Annotated in this window: 15 protein-coding genes and 1 tRNA gene; 3 read left to right on the top strand and 13 right to left on the bottom strand. The window is 58.0% G+C overall.

What is annotated here, in order from left to right:
• Positions 1 to 212: 212 nt before the first annotated feature.
• Positions 213 to 1154 carry an AEC family transporter gene (locus OZX75_RS08390; RefSeq protein ID WP_277146180.1) on the top strand — a complete coding sequence of 314 codons (942 nt, stop codon included), beginning with the start codon at positions 213 to 215 and terminating at the stop codon, positions 1152 to 1154.
• An 89-nt stretch (positions 1155 to 1243) separates the two neighbouring features.
• Here OZX75_RS08390 and OZX75_RS08385 read toward each other — a convergent pair whose 3' ends face one another.
• From OZX75_RS08385 to OZX75_RS08345, 9 genes are all read right to left on the bottom strand, one after another.
• Positions 1244 to 2881, bottom strand: a complete 1638-nt coding sequence (locus OZX75_RS08385; RefSeq protein ID WP_277146179.1) for a Maf family protein — start codon at positions 2879 to 2881, stop codon at positions 1244 to 1246.
• Between the two features lie 85 nt (positions 2882 to 2966).
• Positions 2967 to 3245: a type II toxin-antitoxin system RelE/ParE family toxin gene (locus OZX75_RS08380; protein WP_277146178.1), complete on the bottom strand. Its 279-nt coding sequence runs from the start codon at positions 3243 to 3245 to the stop codon at positions 2967 to 2969.
• A complete protein-coding gene (locus tag OZX75_RS08375) occupies positions 3238 to 3507 on the bottom strand; it encodes a type II toxin-antitoxin system RelB/DinJ family antitoxin (RefSeq protein WP_277146177.1) in 270 nt (89 codons plus the stop codon). The genes OZX75_RS08380 and OZX75_RS08375 overlap by 8 nt, the downstream gene beginning before the upstream one ends.
• Positions 3508 to 3629: 122 nt before the next feature.
• Positions 3630 to 4820, bottom strand: a complete 1191-nt coding sequence (locus OZX75_RS08370; protein ID WP_277147525.1) for a homoserine kinase — start codon at positions 4818 to 4820, stop codon at positions 3630 to 3632.
• Between the two features lie 53 nt (positions 4821 to 4873).
• Entirely contained in the window at positions 4874 to 6202 is a 1329-nt protein-coding gene (locus tag OZX75_RS08365) for a homoserine dehydrogenase (RefSeq protein WP_277147523.1), read from the bottom strand.
• Positions 6203 to 6562: 360 nt separating this feature from the next.
• The gene (locus OZX75_RS08360; RefSeq protein ID WP_277146176.1) at positions 6563 to 8233 is read right to left on the bottom strand and encodes a diaminopimelate decarboxylase family protein; all 1671 of its coding nucleotides are present in this window, start codon (positions 8231 to 8233) and stop codon (positions 6563 to 6565) included.
• Positions 8234 to 8410: 177 nt separating this feature from the next.
• On the bottom strand, positions 8411 to 8821 hold the full coding sequence (locus tag OZX75_RS08355) for a GNAT family N-acetyltransferase (protein ID WP_277147521.1): 411 nt from the start codon (positions 8819 to 8821) through the stop codon (positions 8411 to 8413).
• 120 nt (positions 8822 to 8941) lie between these two features.
• Positions 8942 to 10819, bottom strand: coding sequence for an arginine--tRNA ligase (gene argS, locus OZX75_RS08350; protein ID WP_277146175.1), 1878 nt, complete (start codon positions 10817 to 10819; stop codon positions 8942 to 8944).
• Positions 10820 to 10939: 120 nt separating this feature from the next.
• On the bottom strand, positions 10940 to 11539 hold the full coding sequence (locus OZX75_RS08345; protein WP_277146174.1) for a PBECR4 domain-containing protein: 600 nt from the start codon (positions 11537 to 11539) through the stop codon (positions 10940 to 10942).
• 503 nt (positions 11540 to 12042) lie between these two features.
• On the opposite strand from OZX75_RS08345, the gene OZX75_RS08340 reads away from it, so the two are divergent.
• The gene (locus OZX75_RS08340) at positions 12043 to 12396 is read left to right on the top strand and encodes a hypothetical protein (RefSeq protein ID WP_277146173.1); all 354 of its coding nucleotides are present in this window, start codon (positions 12043 to 12045) and stop codon (positions 12394 to 12396) included.
• Between the two features lie 51 nt (positions 12397 to 12447).
• Here OZX75_RS08340 and OZX75_RS08335 read toward each other — a convergent pair.
• A tRNA-Arg gene (locus OZX75_RS08335) sits at positions 12448 to 12521 on the bottom strand.
• A gap of 66 nt (positions 12522 to 12587) precedes the next feature.
• Between OZX75_RS08335 and OZX75_RS08330 the strand changes: the two genes are divergently transcribed.
• Positions 12588 to 13214, top strand: coding sequence for a CYTH domain-containing protein (locus OZX75_RS08330; protein ID WP_277146172.1), 627 nt, complete (start codon positions 12588 to 12590; stop codon positions 13212 to 13214).
• Between the two features lie 41 nt (positions 13215 to 13255).
• Here OZX75_RS08330 and OZX75_RS08325 read toward each other — a convergent pair whose 3' ends face one another.
• The 3 genes from OZX75_RS08325 to OZX75_RS08315 form a co-directional block, all read right to left on the bottom strand.
• Entirely contained in the window at positions 13256 to 14227 is a 972-nt protein-coding gene (locus OZX75_RS08325) for a co-chaperone YbbN (RefSeq protein ID WP_277146171.1), read from the bottom strand.
• A gap of 137 nt (positions 14228 to 14364) precedes the next feature.
• Positions 14365 to 15372, bottom strand: a complete 1008-nt coding sequence (locus OZX75_RS08320) for a DUF8094 domain-containing protein (RefSeq protein ID WP_277146170.1) — start codon at positions 15370 to 15372, stop codon at positions 14365 to 14367.
• Positions 15369 to 17141 carry a hypothetical protein gene (locus OZX75_RS08315; RefSeq protein WP_277146169.1) on the bottom strand — a complete coding sequence of 591 codons (1773 nt, stop codon included), beginning with the start codon at positions 17139 to 17141 and terminating at the stop codon, positions 15369 to 15371. The genes OZX75_RS08320 and OZX75_RS08315 overlap by 4 nt, the downstream gene beginning before the upstream one ends.
• Positions 17142 to 17290 lie beyond the last annotated feature (149 nt).

Raw genomic sequence — 17290 nt, 5'->3', positions numbered from 1 at the left:
GTTTGCTCACATCTGCGATTCGCATGGCGCGTTCACGATTGAATGCACCATGAACGTCATGACACCATTAATCGGTAGGTATCGTGGTCAAGGTCCCATACCGGTTTTCGTGTGTTATGCCGTGAGACGTATCTTCACAAACCGGCAAAAACGAGGCATCATACTAAGGTAAACGTGGTTGATCATTAAGGCCGTGGCCAAGGGAGAGATTCATGGGTTTGCTGAGCGCGATGCAAGGGTTTGTGGTCATCGCCGTCATCATCGGCACCGGTTACGTCGCGGCACGTTTCAACATCGGCGGCCCGACCGCCCAGATGGTCCTGAACCGCTACGCGTTCTTCGTCACCAACCCGTTTTTGATGTTCGCGATCCTCTCCAAAGAGCCGATCATGGAGATTTTCCATCCCTCGATTTTCGTCGCATTCTTCTCCGCGCTGGCCGTGGGTGTGCTGTTCCTGATCCTGAACAAGATCTTCTACCATATGGGACCTGCCGATGCGACGGTGGGCGCGCTCAACTCGTTGTATCTCAATTCCAACAACATCGGCCTGCCCATCGCCACCTACATTTTGGGCAATGGGGCGCTCGTGGCACCGATTCTGGTGATGCAGCAGGCAATTTTCACGCCAATCGCGCTGACGGTTCTGGACTATACGACCACTGGCAAGATGTCGGTGAAAAAAGCGCTGATGCAGCCATTGCACCAGCCGCTGCTGATCGGTTCGCTCGGCGGCATCCTCGTCGCGGCCATCACCGCATGGATCGGCTATTACCCCATTCCGAAATTCATCTACGACCCGGTCAACATGATCGGGCAGGCCGCGATTCCGATGATCCTGATGGCGTTCGGCATGTCGCTGCGCGGCACCAAGCCGATGCAGAACAAGAGCTCGCGCTCGGCGGTCATCGCCGTCACCGTTCTGAAGAACATCGTGATGCCGATTATCGCCTTCCTTATCGCCAAATTCATCATGGGCTTCACCGGCAAGGTGCTCTACGCCTGCGTCGTGCTCGCGGCGCTGCCGGCCGGCCAGAACGTCTATAATTACGCGGCCCGCTACAATGTCGGCATGACCTTCGCCCGCGACGGCGTGCTGATCTCGACCGTTTCCAGCCCTATCGTCATCGCCATTATCGCCGCACTGTTGAGTTAGCAGCGTTACAAAAGTCGAAGATACAAATTACAAATCGCGGAATCGCGCCAATCTGCATTTATATCTTCGCCTTTTGCAACCTGAACAAATCACATATGCCGATATTCGCGCGCCAAATCGCCCAAGCGCTCGACGAAATGCGGCCAATCCGCGTTCATGGCGGTCAGCAGCTTGCGGTTGGGCACCTCCGAAACCGGAATCCACGCAATCTCCATGCTCTCGTCGTCGTTGGGATGCGGGCTGACCCTGCACCCCGGCTTCTCGAAGGCGAAAACCGTGGTGTAGGCCCAAGGGCCATGCTCCTCGCGATGCGTGCCGACCACCTCAATGTCCTCCGGGGTGATATTGGCTTCCTCGTAGCTCTCGCGCAACGCACCCTCGATCGGGCTTTCGCCGTCCGCGAGCGCCCCGCCGGGAATGCCCCATGTGCCGCCTTCCGCGCTCCACATCGCACGGTGCTGCATCACCACGTCCGTCACCTCGCCGGTCTCCTCGCTGCGGCGGGCGAGCAACACGCCGGCGGCGCCGTTCAGACCCCAGTGACGACGGCCGCAGGCGCACTGCACCCAGCCGTCGCCGGGCTGGTGAACGTTGTCTTTGGGAGGCACGATCGACGCGGCCTGCGCTTCGGCATCTGCTTTCGCCTTTGCCGCAGCAACTTCGGCCTTGGTTTTTGTCGACAACGACTTACCATTGGTATTACAATTTGTATTGGTGGCTGAAGGCGAATCTGCACCATCTGCCATGTCGTTCGCAGCATTCAACGCAGCTCGTACACTGAGCTTCGTCGCGGCGACCTTGCCGAGACCGGCGTTCCACAGATCGGGCCACGCCACGCCCATGTCGCCGACCATGCGGCGCAGCAACGGCAGACTCAGGCCGAGCACGCCGCTCGGGTCACCGTCGACGCCGGCGATGAACGCTCCGCCGAGACCTTCCAGTGTAAAGCATCCCGCCACTTCCAACGGTTCGCCGGACGCGATATACGCTTCGATGTCACGGTCGGAATAATCGCCGAACCGCACCACGGCATGGCTGGATTCAAGCTTCTGCCGGCCGGTGGCGAAATCGATGAGGCAATGGCCGGTCCACAACTCCCCCGACTTGCCGCGCATCGCGCTCAGCCGTTCCCGCGCAACCTCCGGCGTATGCGGTTTGCCCAACGCGACGCCCTCGAAAAGGAACATGGAATCGCAGCCGATGATCAGCGGACCGACCTTGGCGTCGGCAAATCCCGGATACTCGGCCAGGGCCCGCTCCATCGGTTCGGCCTCGGTGGGCACCTCGACACCAGAGAAATCTCGGGTCAAGGTCGAATGATGATCATAAACCTTCTCGCCGTATTGATCGGTGTTGCCGTTGCCCGCACCCGCGCTGCCGTCACCTGCGACGGAACCGTTGCCGACACTTGCGTTGCCCGACCCGGCGTCCGCAGCGCTCTCGGTGTGCAGCGGGAAAGCGGTCACCTGCTCGCCATCGGCGTTTCGGGCGGCTTCGGCGACCTGAAGATAGGCCTGATAGACGCTGCGCGCCTTGGCCTGCGCCAATATCATCACGCGCTGCTCGCAACTGAGGTCGTCGACCGCAACCCCCCGTGCCTTTGCCTCGGCGGCCACCGCAGCGGGTTCATCGACATGCGAGACGTGAATAATCGGAGAAATGCCGGCGGCATTGAGCACATTGCGCCGCGAAGGCGACTGCGAGGCAAGAATCAGCGGAATCGACATAACACTCCAAAGTTGCGGAAACCCAAAAGAATCGGTTCCTTCATGCTACTCGTCCTCGTGGAGGTTACCTAGCCTGTTAAAAACGCTATAACAACTCGTCGTGACTCCCAGTACGCATCATCGTAATGAGAAGCTCGGTACCATCGATACGATAAATCAGCAGCCAGTCGGTGGCAATGTGCAACTCGCGGTACTGTCGAAGATTCCCTTTGAGCTGGTGATCACGATATCTGCGACGCAATGTATCGGTATCTCCCTGCGCAAGAACGTGAAAGACCTCATACAGCCTACCCATTTCGTAATGTTTCCGTTTCAGGCGCTTAGCATCACGCAGAAACTCCTTGGAAAGGGAGATCTCATACATCTTCAATCATCCTTTGGGCGGCATCGGCATCCCCGGCGTAAACAAATCCGCTGTTCTCGGCCTTACGCACCGCCTTTTCCAACGGCGTCAGCGACATCGGGCGGAAAGGCATGCCACCTTCCTTGACGGCCTGCGAAAGAAACATGTTGATGGCAGCACTCAAATCAATGCCCATACCTGCGAATACCTTGACGGCCTGCTCCTTCAACGTCTTGTCCGTGCGCACCTGAATACGCGTCTGCTGTGCTGCTGTGTGAGCCATAATAACCACCTTATATACGATATTGGAGTCTTTTGTCGGTATAAACGACTCCATTACGGATATACTAGCATTTTTTGAAGACGTTTCACATCCTTGATGAATTTGCCAAAAATACCCAGAACTCAAGCATTATCAATAATTCGTTTCATCGCTTCGGCATCGCCGGCGTAATAAACTGGATCGACCTCGACGCCTTGGGGGCTGACGGGAAGGTGCAGGACGCGCCAGTGGCCGCTTGACAGTTCGGCGGCGGCGATGCTGTCGATTTGCGCGGCGGCATCGCCGTAGTGAAGCACCAGCACACACGGGCCGGCGCCGGAGACCGCTGCAGCGTAACCTTTCGCGCGCAATGTCTCGATCAGCTTCCAGGAAGGTTGCATTAGGGATTTGCGATAGGGTTGATGAAGCCTGTCTTGCGTCGCGGCAAACAGCAGGGCGTTGGAACGCGAGGCGATGGCGGAATCATCGACGAGATCATCGCCGGCATCATGAACGGATGGGGCGACACTTGGCGATTGGCCAGCGGAATCGTTGACAAGACTTGTCGGATTCATGGCGGCGGGGAGCAGCGCAACGCGGGAAACGTTGAACACCGCGTCGGCGTACGGCAACTTCTGCGGCAGGGCCTCGCGCGCCTTTTGCGTGGAAAGCTCGAAATCCGGGACGAAGACGGCGGCGGTCATGGCTTTCGACACCGGGTAGTTGACGGTATGAAACCCGGCACGCAGAGGCTCGCCGCCGGGAATACCTACGGATCCCACGCCTTCCGCCGTCTTGAAATTCCATGAAACCGTGAGCCCGCCGTAGACCGCAGGAGCCACGTTATCGGGATGACCTTCCATCGAGGCGGCCATCTGGAAAATCGTCTCTCGGTTGAAGTCGGCGTCACCCTGTGCGAAAGCGGCCGCAGCCGCGATGCCGGCGACGATGGCCTCGGCCGACGAACCCATGCCACGGGCCTGCGGAATGTTGTTATACGCCTCTAAAGCAAACCCGAAGCGACGCAGGCCGAACGCCTCGCACGCGCGGCGGAAAGCCGAAACGACCAGATGGGTTTCGTCGCGGGGCAACGTGTCCTCGCCTTCGCCGTGAATGATCACCTTGGCAGCAGTGTTTGAAAAGCCGTCTGACTTGCCTTGATTACCATGGCTGCTTTGATTGCCTGTTTGGTTATCGCCCAATTCATCTTCATTGATAGTAAAAGTGAGCTCGTCGTGATAATCCAGCGCCAAACCGACAGCATCGAAACCTGAACCGAGATTCGCGCTCGTGGCGGGCACCCGCACCTTGACCTGCTTGACTTTCGGCATCATCCCCGCCATATTGTTCCCCTCACTTGGTCATGGTTGCTCAACGGCGAATCCGCTCACATCTCGCGCAAGATCGAGGGCTCGCCAATCACGAAATCGAACTTGCAAACATCCTCGACCGTTTCGCGCAACTTGGTCTCGTTGCATTGATGCGTCACCACGCGCAGGGTCTGCTGCTCACCCGAATAGCCGGGGTCGTGCGGGGTCGGCTTCAGATCCTGGTTGATGCCGTTGATGGAGACGTTGTGGTCGGCAAACGTCTTGGAAATCGCGGCGAGGATACCTGGGCGGTCGCAGATGCGGAAACGGACGGCGAACGCGGCGCGCGAAGTGCTCAACGGAGCCTTGGGCAGGTTTTGGTACATCGAAATCTGCGGACCGGTGCCGCCTTGGACGATATGGCGGGCGACGGTGACGATATCGCCCATAACCGCCGAAGCGGTAGGAGCGCCGCCTGCGCCACGGCCGTAGAACATCAGATCGTCGGCCGCCTGCGCGTGTACGAATGCGGCATTGTAGCTGCCGTGAACGCTGGCAAGCGGGTGGTTGTCGGGGATAAGCGCCGGATAGACACGCGCGGAAACGCCATGCTCACCATTGACCACAACGGCGAGCAGCTTGATGACCTTGTGCTCGGCCTGCGCCAACGCGATGTCGTCGGCAGTGATGTTGGTGATGCCCTCCGTCGTGACGTCATCGATGCTCACCGGGGTATGGAACGCCAGCGAGGCCACGATGGCCGCCTTGTTCGCGGCGTCCTCGCCCTCGACGTCGCCGGTCGGATCGGCCTCGGCGTAGCCCTTGGCCTGCGCGTCCTTCAGCGCCACCTCGAAATCGAGGCCTTTGGTGGTCATTTCGTCAAGAATGTAATTGGTCGTGCCGTTGAGAATGCCCAGAACGCTGGTGACCTTGTCGCCGACCAACGATTCACGCAAGGGACGGACCAGCGGGATCGCGCCGCCCACCGCAGCCTCGAAGTAGATATCGACGCCGTCTTCCTCTGCGGTGCGGTAGATTTCCGGACCGTATTTCGCCAGCAGCGCCTTGTTCGCGGTGACCACCGATGCGCCGCTTTCAAGGGCCTTCAAGACCAGCGACCGGGCAGGCTCGAGGCCGCCGATGAGCTCGACCAGGATGTCGCTGTGGGTGGCGACGTATTTGGTGTCGGTGGTGAGCAGCGTTTTGTCGATCCAGGGGAAGGCGACCTTTTCGGGATTGCGGCAGGCGATGCCGGTAATTTCGAGTGGCTGGCCGATGCGTTGCTGGAGTTCTTCCTTTTGCTCGTTCAGGATTCTGGCGACCTGCGAGCCGACGGTGCCCACACCAAGCAACCCCACGCGTATCGGGGTCGAGCTGTCGTGAATGCCTTTGGGCAACACTTCCATCTGACCGTCTTCATCCTGAGCGCGCCGTTGCGCCGAACTGTTCACCTGGCCCATACCACTCTCCCACTCAACCGCTTATACTGCATCAAACATGCCTAGACTTATCAATCCTAGAAAATGAATCCGACAGGAGTCTGTCCCCATAACCTCGTCGCCACGCTACACTCGAATATCGCCGATATCATTGCAACTTGTTAGATGTCGCTTTTTACTTGCTTGCTGACGTTAAGCAAGTAAAAAGTCAACTTAGCCACCCTAAAAGTCGCTTTTTACTTAGCTGGCACCAGTAAGCAAGTAAAAAAGCGACACAAAACGAATAATTTCGTTTCGGACTGTTGCATTCAGCCTATGGCAGCTGGGTCAGCTGACATCAAGAGAAAGCAGGTCGTCGATGGTCTGGCGGCGGAGCATGAGATGCGCATCTTTGCCGCTGACGGCCGCCACGGCGGGAATCAGCGCCTGGTTGTAGTTGCTGGCCATCGTGCGGCCGTAGGCACCGGTGACCGGGATGGCGAGGATATCGCCACGTTTGAGGCTGCGGGGCAGGCGGCATTCGTGCACGAGGATGTCACCGGATTCGCAGTGCATGCCGACCACTCGGGCGAGCATGGAATCCTTGAGATTGCCGTTTTCGTCGCGTTCGCCGCCACCATCGCGGTTGGCGAGCAGGGCCGTGTAATCCGCCCCGTAGAGCGCCGGGCGGATGTTGTCGCTCATACCGCCGTCGACCGAAACGTAGGTGCGTTCGGCGATGGGATTGCCGGCTGCGTCTTTCGTGCCCTTTGGCAGCATGACGCGCTTGATGGTACCGACGCGGTAGAGCGTGACACCTGCGGGAGCGACAATCCAGCGGCCGGGCTCGAAGGAGATGACCGGAGCCGGCATGCCCAGCGCCTTGTTGATCGAGGTGACAGCCTGCGCCAGGCGCCCGAGCTCGGCGTCGATGTCCATGGAATCCTCGGCGTCGGTGTAGGCCACGGAATAGCCGCCGCCCAAATCGACCTCGGGCAGGGTGTAGGCATCGGTGGCGTAGAAGGTCTTGCGTAAGAGCATCATGCGTCGCGCGGCTTCGATGAAGGCGTTGGCGTCGTGAATCTGGGAGCCGATATGCGAATGGATGCCGACCAGCTCGAGATCGTCCTGACGGGAGTAGATGTCTTTGAGCACCGCGAGCGCCGGCCCGTCCGCCACAGCGTTCATGGCTTCGGCCAGTTCGCGGTCAGCATCGGAGACTTTGACGCGGCTCATGTCGTAGGGATATTTGATGGAGTAATCGAGCTTACGACCGCTGCCGTTTGCGGGATCGTTGGCTGCGGCTGCGACCGCGTCGGCGGCGACCGAGCCTACGTGGCTCTGCGAAACAGAACCGTCGGCATTCGCGGTGGAATCATCGGTATTACTATTACCGGCGTTCACATCGCCGAGCGAGCCCAAGATATCGAGCACTTCCGGGCCGACACCGGCCGGCAGCAGCGGCACGCCGAATTTCTGGTCTTCGTGGGCGGTGGAGATGTATTCGTGGCCACCGGCGTGGATGCCGGAGGTAACGCGCAGCATGACGCGGGCGCGTTTGCCCAACCGATGCGCGATGGCGGCGATGCGTGCGGGCTCGTCGGCCGAGTCGACGACGATCTTCGAGAATCCTTCACGAACGGCCAGCTCGATCTCCTCGTCGGATTTGTTGTTGCCGTGCAGCACGAGACGGCGCCCGGGGACGCCGGCGGCGAGCGCGATTTTGATCTCCCCCATCGAGCAGGTGTCGACGGACATGCCGGCCTGCGTGACGATGCGCACGACCTCCTTGGAGAGGAACGCCTTGCCCGCGAAGCTGACGTGGGTGGTCGAGGTGTTGAACGCGTCGGCGGCGGCACACACGAACTTTTCTGCGCGAGTTCGCACCTCGTCGGTGTCGATCAGATAGAGCGGCGATCCGAACTCGTCGAGCAATGAAGCGGCGCTGTGCCCGTGGAAAGTCAGTTCGCCGTCACTATTGAATGCTGTCGCTTCCGGCCAAATCGGAGTGATACCCATATCGTTCGTCCCCTTTTTCTTCGTCTGTCGCTGGTTTGAAGCTCTACCTAACGATAGCGAATCGCGGTGAAAATGGTGGAATCATCTCAACACAGCGATTTACCTATTGAGCTCGCACAGAGATTAGTCCAAAATCGCAATATCCTGTGCACTTGGCAGAACCAACGGCAAGCCCACTCATCCATTGCAAATCTGCATGGCTACGCCATCTTGCATGATTTCGAACCCGTGTTTTTGATAGAACGCCGCGTTTTTGCTTTCCTCCGGCATGACTTCGATGTAGAAGTAATCGAAGTAACGTTGCTTGACCATTTCAACCATATGACCGGCAATGCCTCTGCCCTGATATTCGGGATCGACCAGAACGTAATGCATATAGGCCATCATCGCCCCGTCATCCAAAACGCGCACCAGCCCGGCAAGCCGATCGCCGTCCCACGCCGAAAAGACCGTGGAAGAACCCATCAAGGCCTTGTACAAACGTTCCGGGTACTTTCCGGAAACCCAGTCGACGGAAAGGAAAAGACGCTCGACCTGCGCCTGTGTGAAACATTTTTCGTCCGTGAATTTGATGGTTTCGTCGGCCATATTCTCTCCTTTGTTCTTCCCTATCGCCGATCCGCGTGCAAACAATGATAAATACCGCATAAAGAAATCGGCCACGTCATTCCACAATGGAAAACGTGGCCGATTTAACGCCAATCAGTACTACATCTTGTCGGGGGCGGTGACGCCGAGCATCGCCAGGCCGGAGGCGATCACGCGCTGGACCGCGTCGTTCAACTGCAAGCGTGCGGCGGCACGGGCCGGTTCCGGGCACTTGGCGACGCGCTCGGCCTCGTCCATCTTGCGCTCATCCAAGCCGGTCAGATCCATCGGCACCACGCGCTCGAGGTTGTACCACTTGTGGTACGTGCCGGCGAGCGACTCGAGGTAGTGCGCGATCTTGTGCGGGGCGCGCAGGTCGCCGGCGTCGGTGACGACGGACGGCCACTGGGCCAGCGAGCCCAGTACCTCGCCGTCGGCAGGAGTGTCGAGCAGCGACAGGTCGGCGGCGTTGGTGTCAATCTTCGCGGCTTGCGCGTTGCGGTCGACGTTGCAGCTGCGCGCGTGCGCATACTGTACGTAATACACCGGGTTCTCGTTGGTGTGCGAGGCGAGCACGTCGAGATCGATGTCGACGCTGGTGTTGTAGTCGGTTCGGGCCAGCGAATAGCGCGCTGCATCCACGCCCACGGCCTCCACAAGGTCGTCGATGGTGACGACGTTGCCGGCGCGCTTGGACATGCGCACGGCCTTGCCGTCCTTCATCACGTTGACCATCTGACCGATGAGGATCTGCATATTGACGTCGGGTTTGTCGCCGAACGCGGCGCACATCGCCATCATGCGGCCGATATAGCCGTGGTGGTCGGCACCGAGCATGTAGATGGCCACGTCGGCGGGGTTGACCTCGCGGTGGCGCTTGTCGTAATAGTAGGCGATGTCGGCGGCGAAGTAGGCGTACTCGCCGTTGGACTTGATGATGACGCGGTCCTTGTCGTCGCCGTGCTTGGTCGAGGCGAACCAGGTGGCCCCGTCCTTTTCGTAGATGTCGCCGTGGTCGCGCAGCCAGGCGATGGCCTTCTCGACGGCACCGTCCTGATAAAGACTGTTCTCGTGGAACCAGACATCATAATTGACGCGGAAATCCTTCATAGACTGCTGGATCTCGGCGAACATCATCGGCACCGCGCGCTTGCGGAATTCCTCGCGCTGCTCAGAATCGCCCTCACCCAGCGGGTTACCGTCCTTGTCCTTGCCACCGTCGACGCGGGGCAGGGCAAGCACATCCACGTCGTCGGCCTTTGCTTCGGCGATGACGCGGTCGGCGATCTCGTTGATATACGTGCCCTTGTAGCCGTCGGCCGGGGTCTCCTCGCCGTGGGCCGCGGCGACGAGGGATTTGGCGAAGCGGTTAATCTGCTCGCCGTGGTCGTTGAAGTAGTATTCGCGCACGACCTTGGCGCCGTTGGCCTCGAGCACGCGGGCCATGGAGTCGCCGGTCGCCGCCCAGCGCACGCCGCCGATGTGAATTGGGCCGGTCGGGTTCGCGGAGACGAATTCGAGGTTCAGGGTCTTGCCAGCCAAGTGGTCGTTCAGGCCGAACTTGGTGGAATGTACGGTTTTCGCGGTAGAAGTGGTGGTATCGCTATCCTTGCCCTTCCAGACCTCGACGCCCTTATCGACGGGATCGACGTCGACGGCCTGGTCCAGAATCTGCGAGACCACCGCAGCCGCGGAAGCCGAATCAAGGGTGATGTTGATAAACCCAGGACCGGCCACCTCAACGGAGTCGATGCCGTCGGCGTCACGCAGCCTGGCGGCGAACGCCTCGGCCAGGTCGCGCGGCTTCATACCAGCCTTCTTGGCCAGCTGCATCGCCACGTTCGACGACCAGTCGCCATGGGCGCGGTCCTTCGGCCGCATCACAGCCAGCTTCTCGACCGGCGGCACCAGCTCGTCACTCAGCTCGCCGGCCTGGCCGGCCGCAACCAGCCCATGTGCAATATCAGAAATAAGTTCACTCAACGCTTCAGGATTCATGCACCTCAGTCTAGCGTGTCGAGTGAACCAACTGGGCCCCAGCCAAAATAGCTGGGGCCCAAGTCTATAATATCGCGGTTTTTCAACCGGCTAATTGTGTTATAAATATAACCTCCAATATCAGTTCTCATTCAATCGAGGAATAATCCTGGTATCAATAATAGGAATCGGCTTCGTACCGGTTTTCGTTATATTTGTAGAAAGAACCGACCTTGCTTGCGCTGTTCTTGGTGCATGAACTTTCGCATCTGAATCAATTGATGGTTCATCGGTACAAGTAACACCTAAGCACCAATTTTCGGCACCTAAAAAAAAATCATATTTACTATTACCGGATTCAGCTATATATTCAACGCTTTCTGGCATCCGGATCAGTTGTTCAAGCGCCGCTAATTTCAAATTGATGATTTCCAAATTATGACCAGCTTTGATTTCCGGCTTTCCGAAACTATTCCTTAATAAAAAATCATAAAATATTTCAGATCCGGAGGGGACTTGCAAATGACGACGTCTATAGCTGTTTCGCATTTGTAAGGGCACATCACAACGCAAACCTGTTAAATGCATAAAATGATGTTTCAGCCAATGCACATCAATCGAAGTGTTAGCAAATTCGAATATATAATGACGGTTTAGAAAAAAATCATTATAAGCCTGGGCAATGGGGCGTAACCGTTCAACAGCGTCAGATAGATTCTTGACTCTGTCTGCTCCCATCATGCTCCCTCGCATCAGAAAAGTGTAAAACCGGGGAGCCATGACACTCCCCGGTTCGCATTGTGGAATCGTTTATATTACGCCCTCCGTTAGGCGACCTGCCCATGAACAGGCCTACGGGAATAACGGCTTCCAAGCCGATTCGCCCATTCCCTGGACTAGATGCCTTCCTGCGTGGCCGCCATCGACAACGGTATAAAGCATCACGACGGAAAATCCCACTTTGCGAAGCGTTCGCACGATGTTTACCACCATCAACAAAGCGCTTCTCCTACAATTTATCAGATAGAGAGAATCAAAGCAAGACATTTTGCCTGTTCATGATATATCTTGAAAGGCATAGCGAAGCAAAAAGTTTAAAGTATACTGAAAACTTTTCTTAATTTTTGTGATAGTTTTACTTATACTTAAAACTCTTGAACGTTCGCAAAAGCCTCGATTTGCTCTTCATAATCGAGAGATATCATGATCGTGATATCCAACCAACCCTCCAAGAAGAAGGAATCATGGGAATTCTGAATGGCGGAATCAAAGCGGAACGCCACACATACGCAACGAAGCCCGAAGAGACCTACAACGTTATGCTCAATTTGCTACGCGGCAGCAAAACCTTCACGTTGAAAGCCCGCAACGACGAGAAGCAGGCGTGCATCTTCACCACCGGCGTCACCGCGTTCGCGTGGGGCGAAGACCTCGTGGCGACCGTGGACGAGGCCGAAGGCGGATCGAGCGTGAGCGCGTTGGTGCGTTCCAAGACGAAGCGCGCGCCGCTCACCCAGATTCATAAGAACAAAAAGGACATCAAGCTGTTCTTCAGCGAACTTGATCAAAAGCTGGAACCATCGATTTGCGCACAATAACCGCAGACAGACCGCAGGCAGACCGCAGCCAGTAAGTCATCGGCAATTTTGTGGGCCCAACGGGATTCGAACCCGCGACCTTTCGCTCCGGAGGCGAACGCTCTATCCAGCTGAGCTACGGACCCAAACAACAGGTTTCAGCATAGCACCGCAGCCGACCAAACGGCGTGGCATCCGTCTAGACTTGATATATGGCTCCTGAAATGAACGACTTCGAATTCGACCGGCGGTTCTTCTGCCGAACCATGCCTGCGGAACTGGACGACGGCAGCGCGCCGACACTGATTGTGCAGAGCTACTACGTGCACTCCGACAACTACGCGCTGCGCGTGCGTCTGTTGAGCCGGAAAAACCGCATCGAGATGGACGCCGACACCGATGCGATGGCGGTGCTCGACCAATATCGTGACGATTTCTCCGAGGCGTCGGTGGCCATCAAGGGCCCGTCTGTGGGCGGCACGCGCTACGAGGCGGAGCGCGAGATCGATGCCAACATCGCCGCTGAGCTGATCAAACGCGGCGGCGAGGTCATCATCAAAAACCGCTTTGCGGCCTGGATCGGCGAGGACGGCTGGGACATCGACGTCTTCGGCGGATTGAACGCGCCGCTGGTGGTGGCCGAGGCCAAACGTTCGCGGCCGGTCACCAACCTCATCATCCCTGATTTCTGCGTCACCGAAATCACCGATCAGGCGCGGTTCTCCAACGACGGGCTCGCCGGCAGGCCGTTTGCGACCTGGAGCGAGGACTTCGAGCAAGAACTGGCCAAGCAGGGCCCGCATTTTGAGCAGATCTACGGCCGCAATCGGCACGAATAGACGACCGCTGAGGCATTTACGACCGCAATCGGCACGAATAATTAGTACATCAACGTGGACAGGCGGCGGCGAGCGGCCTTCAAGCGCGGGTCGTCCGGCGCGGGAATGGCGAAGTACTCGAGCAGGCGCTTGCGCACCGGCTCCAAATCGGCCTTGTGACCGGCCGCGAGAAAATCAAGCAGGCGCGAGAACGCGTCCTCGATCTGGCCGCCGATCATGTCGATATCGGCGACGGCAAGCTGGGCGTCGACATCGTCGGGATGCTCGGCCGCGGCGGCGCGGACCACGCGCACATCCGCGCTGCCGGAACGCGCCAGCAGCAATGCCTTGGAACGTTCGCGGGCGGCCAGGGTATCGTTCGGATTCGCTTCAAGTACTTGAGCATAAGCCTCGGCGGCACCGGCATAGTCGCCGTCGGCCGCGAGCTGGTGGGCCTGCTGATGCTCCGGCGGCACCTGCTCGGCCGCATCCGCTCCCTCACCGGCAGCAGCATCGGCATCCGGATCGCCGGAATACGGCGCGGTGCCGGTGACTCCGGCCTGTTGGGCCAACTGCACGATCTGCGGCAGCAAGGTGTCGCTGATCTGGCTCAATTCCTCGTCGCTCGGCAGCCCCTCGAGAATCGGCATGGGCCGGCCTCCGATAAGCGCGAACAATGCAGGCGCGCCCTTGATCTGGAAGGCCTGGGCGATACCAGGTTCCGCGTTGATATCGATACGGGCCAGCTGCAGCTGCCCTTTCATCCCATTGATGGTATCCCCGAGTTTTTTGGCCATCGCGAACAGGCGGTCGTCAGTGGGAATCCACAGCAACAGCACCACCGGATAGGTGGCGGAGGTCTGCAGAACCGCTTGGAACGTGGATTCGGTGACGTCGATGACATAGCCACCTGCGCTCGGCGCACCGCCGGCCTGACCCGGCTCGGCCTGCACCTGATGCTTGATCGAACTCAAATCAACCGCACCCGCCAATGAAATGCCCGGATTCGTCCCTGAATTGTTTGCTGCTGCCAAAAGTGCCTTCTTTCTCGCTGCGTCGGCTCGACACAGGGGTCACTATCTATCCGATACGCGTATAAACACCATCTAATCTACCTGCCGCCCGCCCCGCAGGACACCGCTTTGTCTGATGGCGGACCGGGGCCGATGATCTAGAGCGCTTCGACCTTGATCGGCTGACGTTCGGCACCTACCGCGACCACCTTTTTGCCTGACTTGGCCGGCGGCACGTAGAAGGCCAAGACGTTGACATACGTCACCTTCATCGTTCCGGTGGCCTTGCCCTGACCGAACAACGCGCGCTCGGCGTCGCTGGCCGGCTGCGATTCGCGGCCTTCGCCGGCGATACGGGTCCATTCCGAATTGATCTGCGAGACCACCAGGTCGCCGCCCTCGCTGGAACGCATCACCGCGATTTCGTTTTTGACCGGTGTGAACGTCTGGGTCTGCGTGCCATGGTTGCGTTCCATGCCCTGCTGGACCGTTGCGGAAAGTTTGTCAAGATCTTGGCGGAAATAATCGTTGCTGAATCTCGCCGCGAACTTGCTCTGCTGCCCGTGCGTCAAAACGTCCGCATACTCATCCACCGCCTGTTGCGGGGTCATCGACAATCCGGAATCATCCGGCGAACCCAAACTGGCACCGATTGAAGGAATGGCGAATTCCGGAAGCTTCGCCCCTTGGAACAGTCGTACGACACCCCACAGTTTGTAATTGCTTCGAGGGCCCTGCTGAGTCATCACCAGAAGACGCTTGGACTGCTGGTCCTTTGTGGTGGTGGTGATCGAGAACACCGAACGCGGCCAACCCGACTGGGTGGGAATAATCGTCTGCGCGATGTCTTTGGGAATGGTGGCCTTGGGATCGAGCGAACCAGTTGCTTGGGCTATCGACAGTTCGCTGGTACGCACCTGTTGGGCCGGCCCGGTGACGCGTGCCGACAGTCCGTCCGGTTTTTTGGCGTTGTCCGAAGCGTCAAGAACGTCCAGGATCGACTTGCGTATCGCTTTTTCCTGGGCTTCGGTGATATCCGGAGTCTGGGTCGACGATTCGGCCCCTTGCGGTTGCGGGGTTTTCTCGCCGCACGCGGCCGCCCCGACCAGTGTGGCTGCAGCGAGCGCCACCGCCGTCAATGTTTTCAACAGTTTCTTCGTACTCATACGTTCTTTTCGTCCTCATTCACGGTCGGCGTTTCACTGGTTTGCTTCGACGTAGCGTTGGCGGCGTCGGCCTCGCCGTTCGACGTTTCCGACGTTTCCGAAGAGAGACGGGCGAAATACGCACGCAGGTCACTCATTGAAATCACCGTGGTTTCGGCTTGCGCGTGGCCTTCGTCAATCAGCTCATCGGCACTTGAGGCCGTGCGGCCTTCGCCATTGCGGGCATCAGAGTGTTCAGCATTATCAGAGCCGGCGTTTCCTGCCGACTGTTGAAGAGACACGGATACGTTGGCATCTCTAAAGTCAGTGGTCTCTTTCTTGCGGCCATCAGTATTGTTGCCATTATTGAGATTACCGGCACTACTATCGTCGACATGGCTTGCTGTGGTATGCCGCGCGTGCCTTCCTACATGGGCCGAGGTCGCGGCGGCATCCGATTCGGTTTCCTGTTCCGGTTTGCCGCAATGGCGCCCGGACCGTTTCACGCCGTGATTCTTTTCATCACTATCGACTGCTTTCGCACCCTCAGCCAAGTGTTCAGAGTCCGTACCTGCAACCGTTTCGCCCTCACCGGAACGCTCAGGTTCAGAACTCTGAAGTCGAGCGGTTTCCGTTTTGTCGTCGTTACCGTCGGCATCGGCGGCGGCAGCGTTATCCGTGCTGTCGTCGTTTCCATCGGTATCGTCGTTTGCACCGGCATCGTTCTTCATCTGCATATCGGCGACGAGATTGCGTCTGGTCGGATCGATGATACTGGGCGCCGAAAGTCCGTTTTCCGAAGTACCAGATAACAATGACCCCTCACCCGACGCAGCGTCCGCGCCGCCTTCGGCCCTCGACGCCTCGTCCGAAGCCCCAATGTCGGAAGGACGAATCTTATGAGAGGGACGATGGTTATGACTCGAGTGCGTCAGACTCGTCCGAAGCACAGCGATGCTTCCGGTCATGGCCTCGTAAATCGAGACTTCCTCGGCCTTCGCCTTCTCCCGCTCCTCACGACGCTTCGCACGCTTGCGCTTGAACGATTCGTTGGCCATAATCGCAAAAATAGAAGCAGACAATATGGTCAGCACCACGCACACGCCGGCCGCGACGAAGAACGGAAGCGCATGATTGGGCACCTGATCGCGCACCCAATGCATGGTGATGATGGCACTCGGTTTCGCCGATTTCTTGGGCATCGCGCCCATGTCCACGACCATCACCTGATCGCTTCTCACATCATTGAGGTTCAGCTTGATGGCAGAGTCTCCGCACTTCACGCTCGTCCACATATCCGAATCCTTGAAAGCGACCTCATCGCCGCCTTTCGAGGTGTCGATCCTGGACCCTGTATCGGTTTTGGTGGAAAGCGCTTTCCAGCCATCCAGCCCGGTCACTCGTACATATTGCTGACCGGCCAGCCAGCCGGCGGCGTCTTTGGCATTGCCCAAGGCCACACAGGTCCGCGCGCTAGATTTTGCTGTCTTCGTTTTATCGGAGCGGGATGCGGCTTTTGCCCGGTCGCCGTGAGTGCTCACTTCTACATCGACGGATTTGGCGAGTAGATTCAACATCCCGGAATCAGTGACGACATAACGGGTTCCGGAAACCGAGGTAGTCGCACTGACCTCACGCGCCGGCTTCCAAACGGTCATGTTCAAGGTTCCCAAGACGATGAACAACACCGCAAGAAGGCCGAAAATCGGCGCGACAACGCCACGCATGATCACCGCGTGTCTGGTCGGCTTTGCGTTGCGCTTATTCTTTTTATCCTGTTGTGAAGTCATATTGCCTTATATTCTACAAGGTCTATCCGATAGAATTCTGTGAGCGATTATCACGGTATTACATTATTGCATACAGAGTAAATCACACCTTTAGGTCCGATTATGTGATTTACTCTGTAAGCTCACGACGAATACAAAGCAAATCACAC

The sequence above is a fragment of the Bifidobacterium sp. ESL0800 genome (genome assembly GCF_029395355.1).
Classification (GTDB): domain Bacteria; phylum Actinomycetota; class Actinomycetes; order Actinomycetales; family Bifidobacteriaceae; genus Bifidobacterium.
Note: the sequence above shows the minus strand (reverse complement) of the source record. Positions and strands in the feature narration are given on the sequence as shown.

Excerpts from the sequence above, each read along its gene's own strand:
- OZX75_RS08390 (WP_277146180.1), top strand. The coding sequence starts at position 213 with ATGGGTTTGCTGAGCGCGATGCAAGGGTTTGTGGTCATCGCCGTCATC.
- OZX75_RS08385 (WP_277146179.1), bottom strand. The coding sequence starts at position 2,881 with ATGTCGATTCCGCTGATTCTTGCCTCGCAGTCGCCTTCGCGGCGCAAT.
- OZX75_RS08380 (WP_277146178.1), bottom strand. The coding sequence starts at position 3,245 with ATGTATGAGATCTCCCTTTCCAAGGAGTTTCTGCGTGATGCTAAGCGC.
- OZX75_RS08375 (WP_277146177.1), bottom strand. The coding sequence starts at position 3,507 with ATGGCTCACACAGCAGCACAGCAGACGCGTATTCAGGTGCGCACGGAC.
- OZX75_RS08370 (WP_277147525.1), bottom strand. The coding sequence starts at position 4,820 with ATGATGCCGAAAGTCAAGCAGGTCAAGGTGCGGGTGCCCGCCACGAGC.
- OZX75_RS08365 (WP_277147523.1), bottom strand. The coding sequence starts at position 6,202 with ATGGAAGTGTTGCCCAAAGGCATTCACGACAGCTCGACCCCGATACGC.
- OZX75_RS08360 (WP_277146176.1), bottom strand. The coding sequence starts at position 8,233 with ATGGGTATCACTCCGATTTGGCCGGAAGCGACAGCATTCAATAGTGAC.
- OZX75_RS08355 (WP_277147521.1), bottom strand. The coding sequence starts at position 8,821 with ATGGCCGACGAAACCATCAAATTCACGGACGAAAAATGTTTCACACAG.
- argS (WP_277146175.1), bottom strand. The coding sequence starts at position 10,819 with ATGAATCCTGAAGCGTTGAGTGAACTTATTTCTGATATTGCACATGGG.
- OZX75_RS08345 (WP_277146174.1), bottom strand. The coding sequence starts at position 11,539 with ATGATGGGAGCAGACAGAGTCAAGAATCTATCTGACGCTGTTGAACGG.
- OZX75_RS08340 (WP_277146173.1), top strand. The coding sequence starts at position 12,043 with ATGGGAATTCTGAATGGCGGAATCAAAGCGGAACGCCACACATACGCA.
- OZX75_RS08330 (WP_277146172.1), top strand. The coding sequence starts at position 12,588 with ATGGCTCCTGAAATGAACGACTTCGAATTCGACCGGCGGTTCTTCTGC.
- OZX75_RS08320 (WP_277146170.1), bottom strand. The coding sequence starts at position 15,372 with ATGAGTACGAAGAAACTGTTGAAAACATTGACGGCGGTGGCGCTCGCT.
- OZX75_RS08315 (WP_277146169.1), bottom strand. The coding sequence starts at position 17,141 with ATGACTTCACAACAGGATAAAAAGAATAAGCGCAACGCAAAGCCGACC.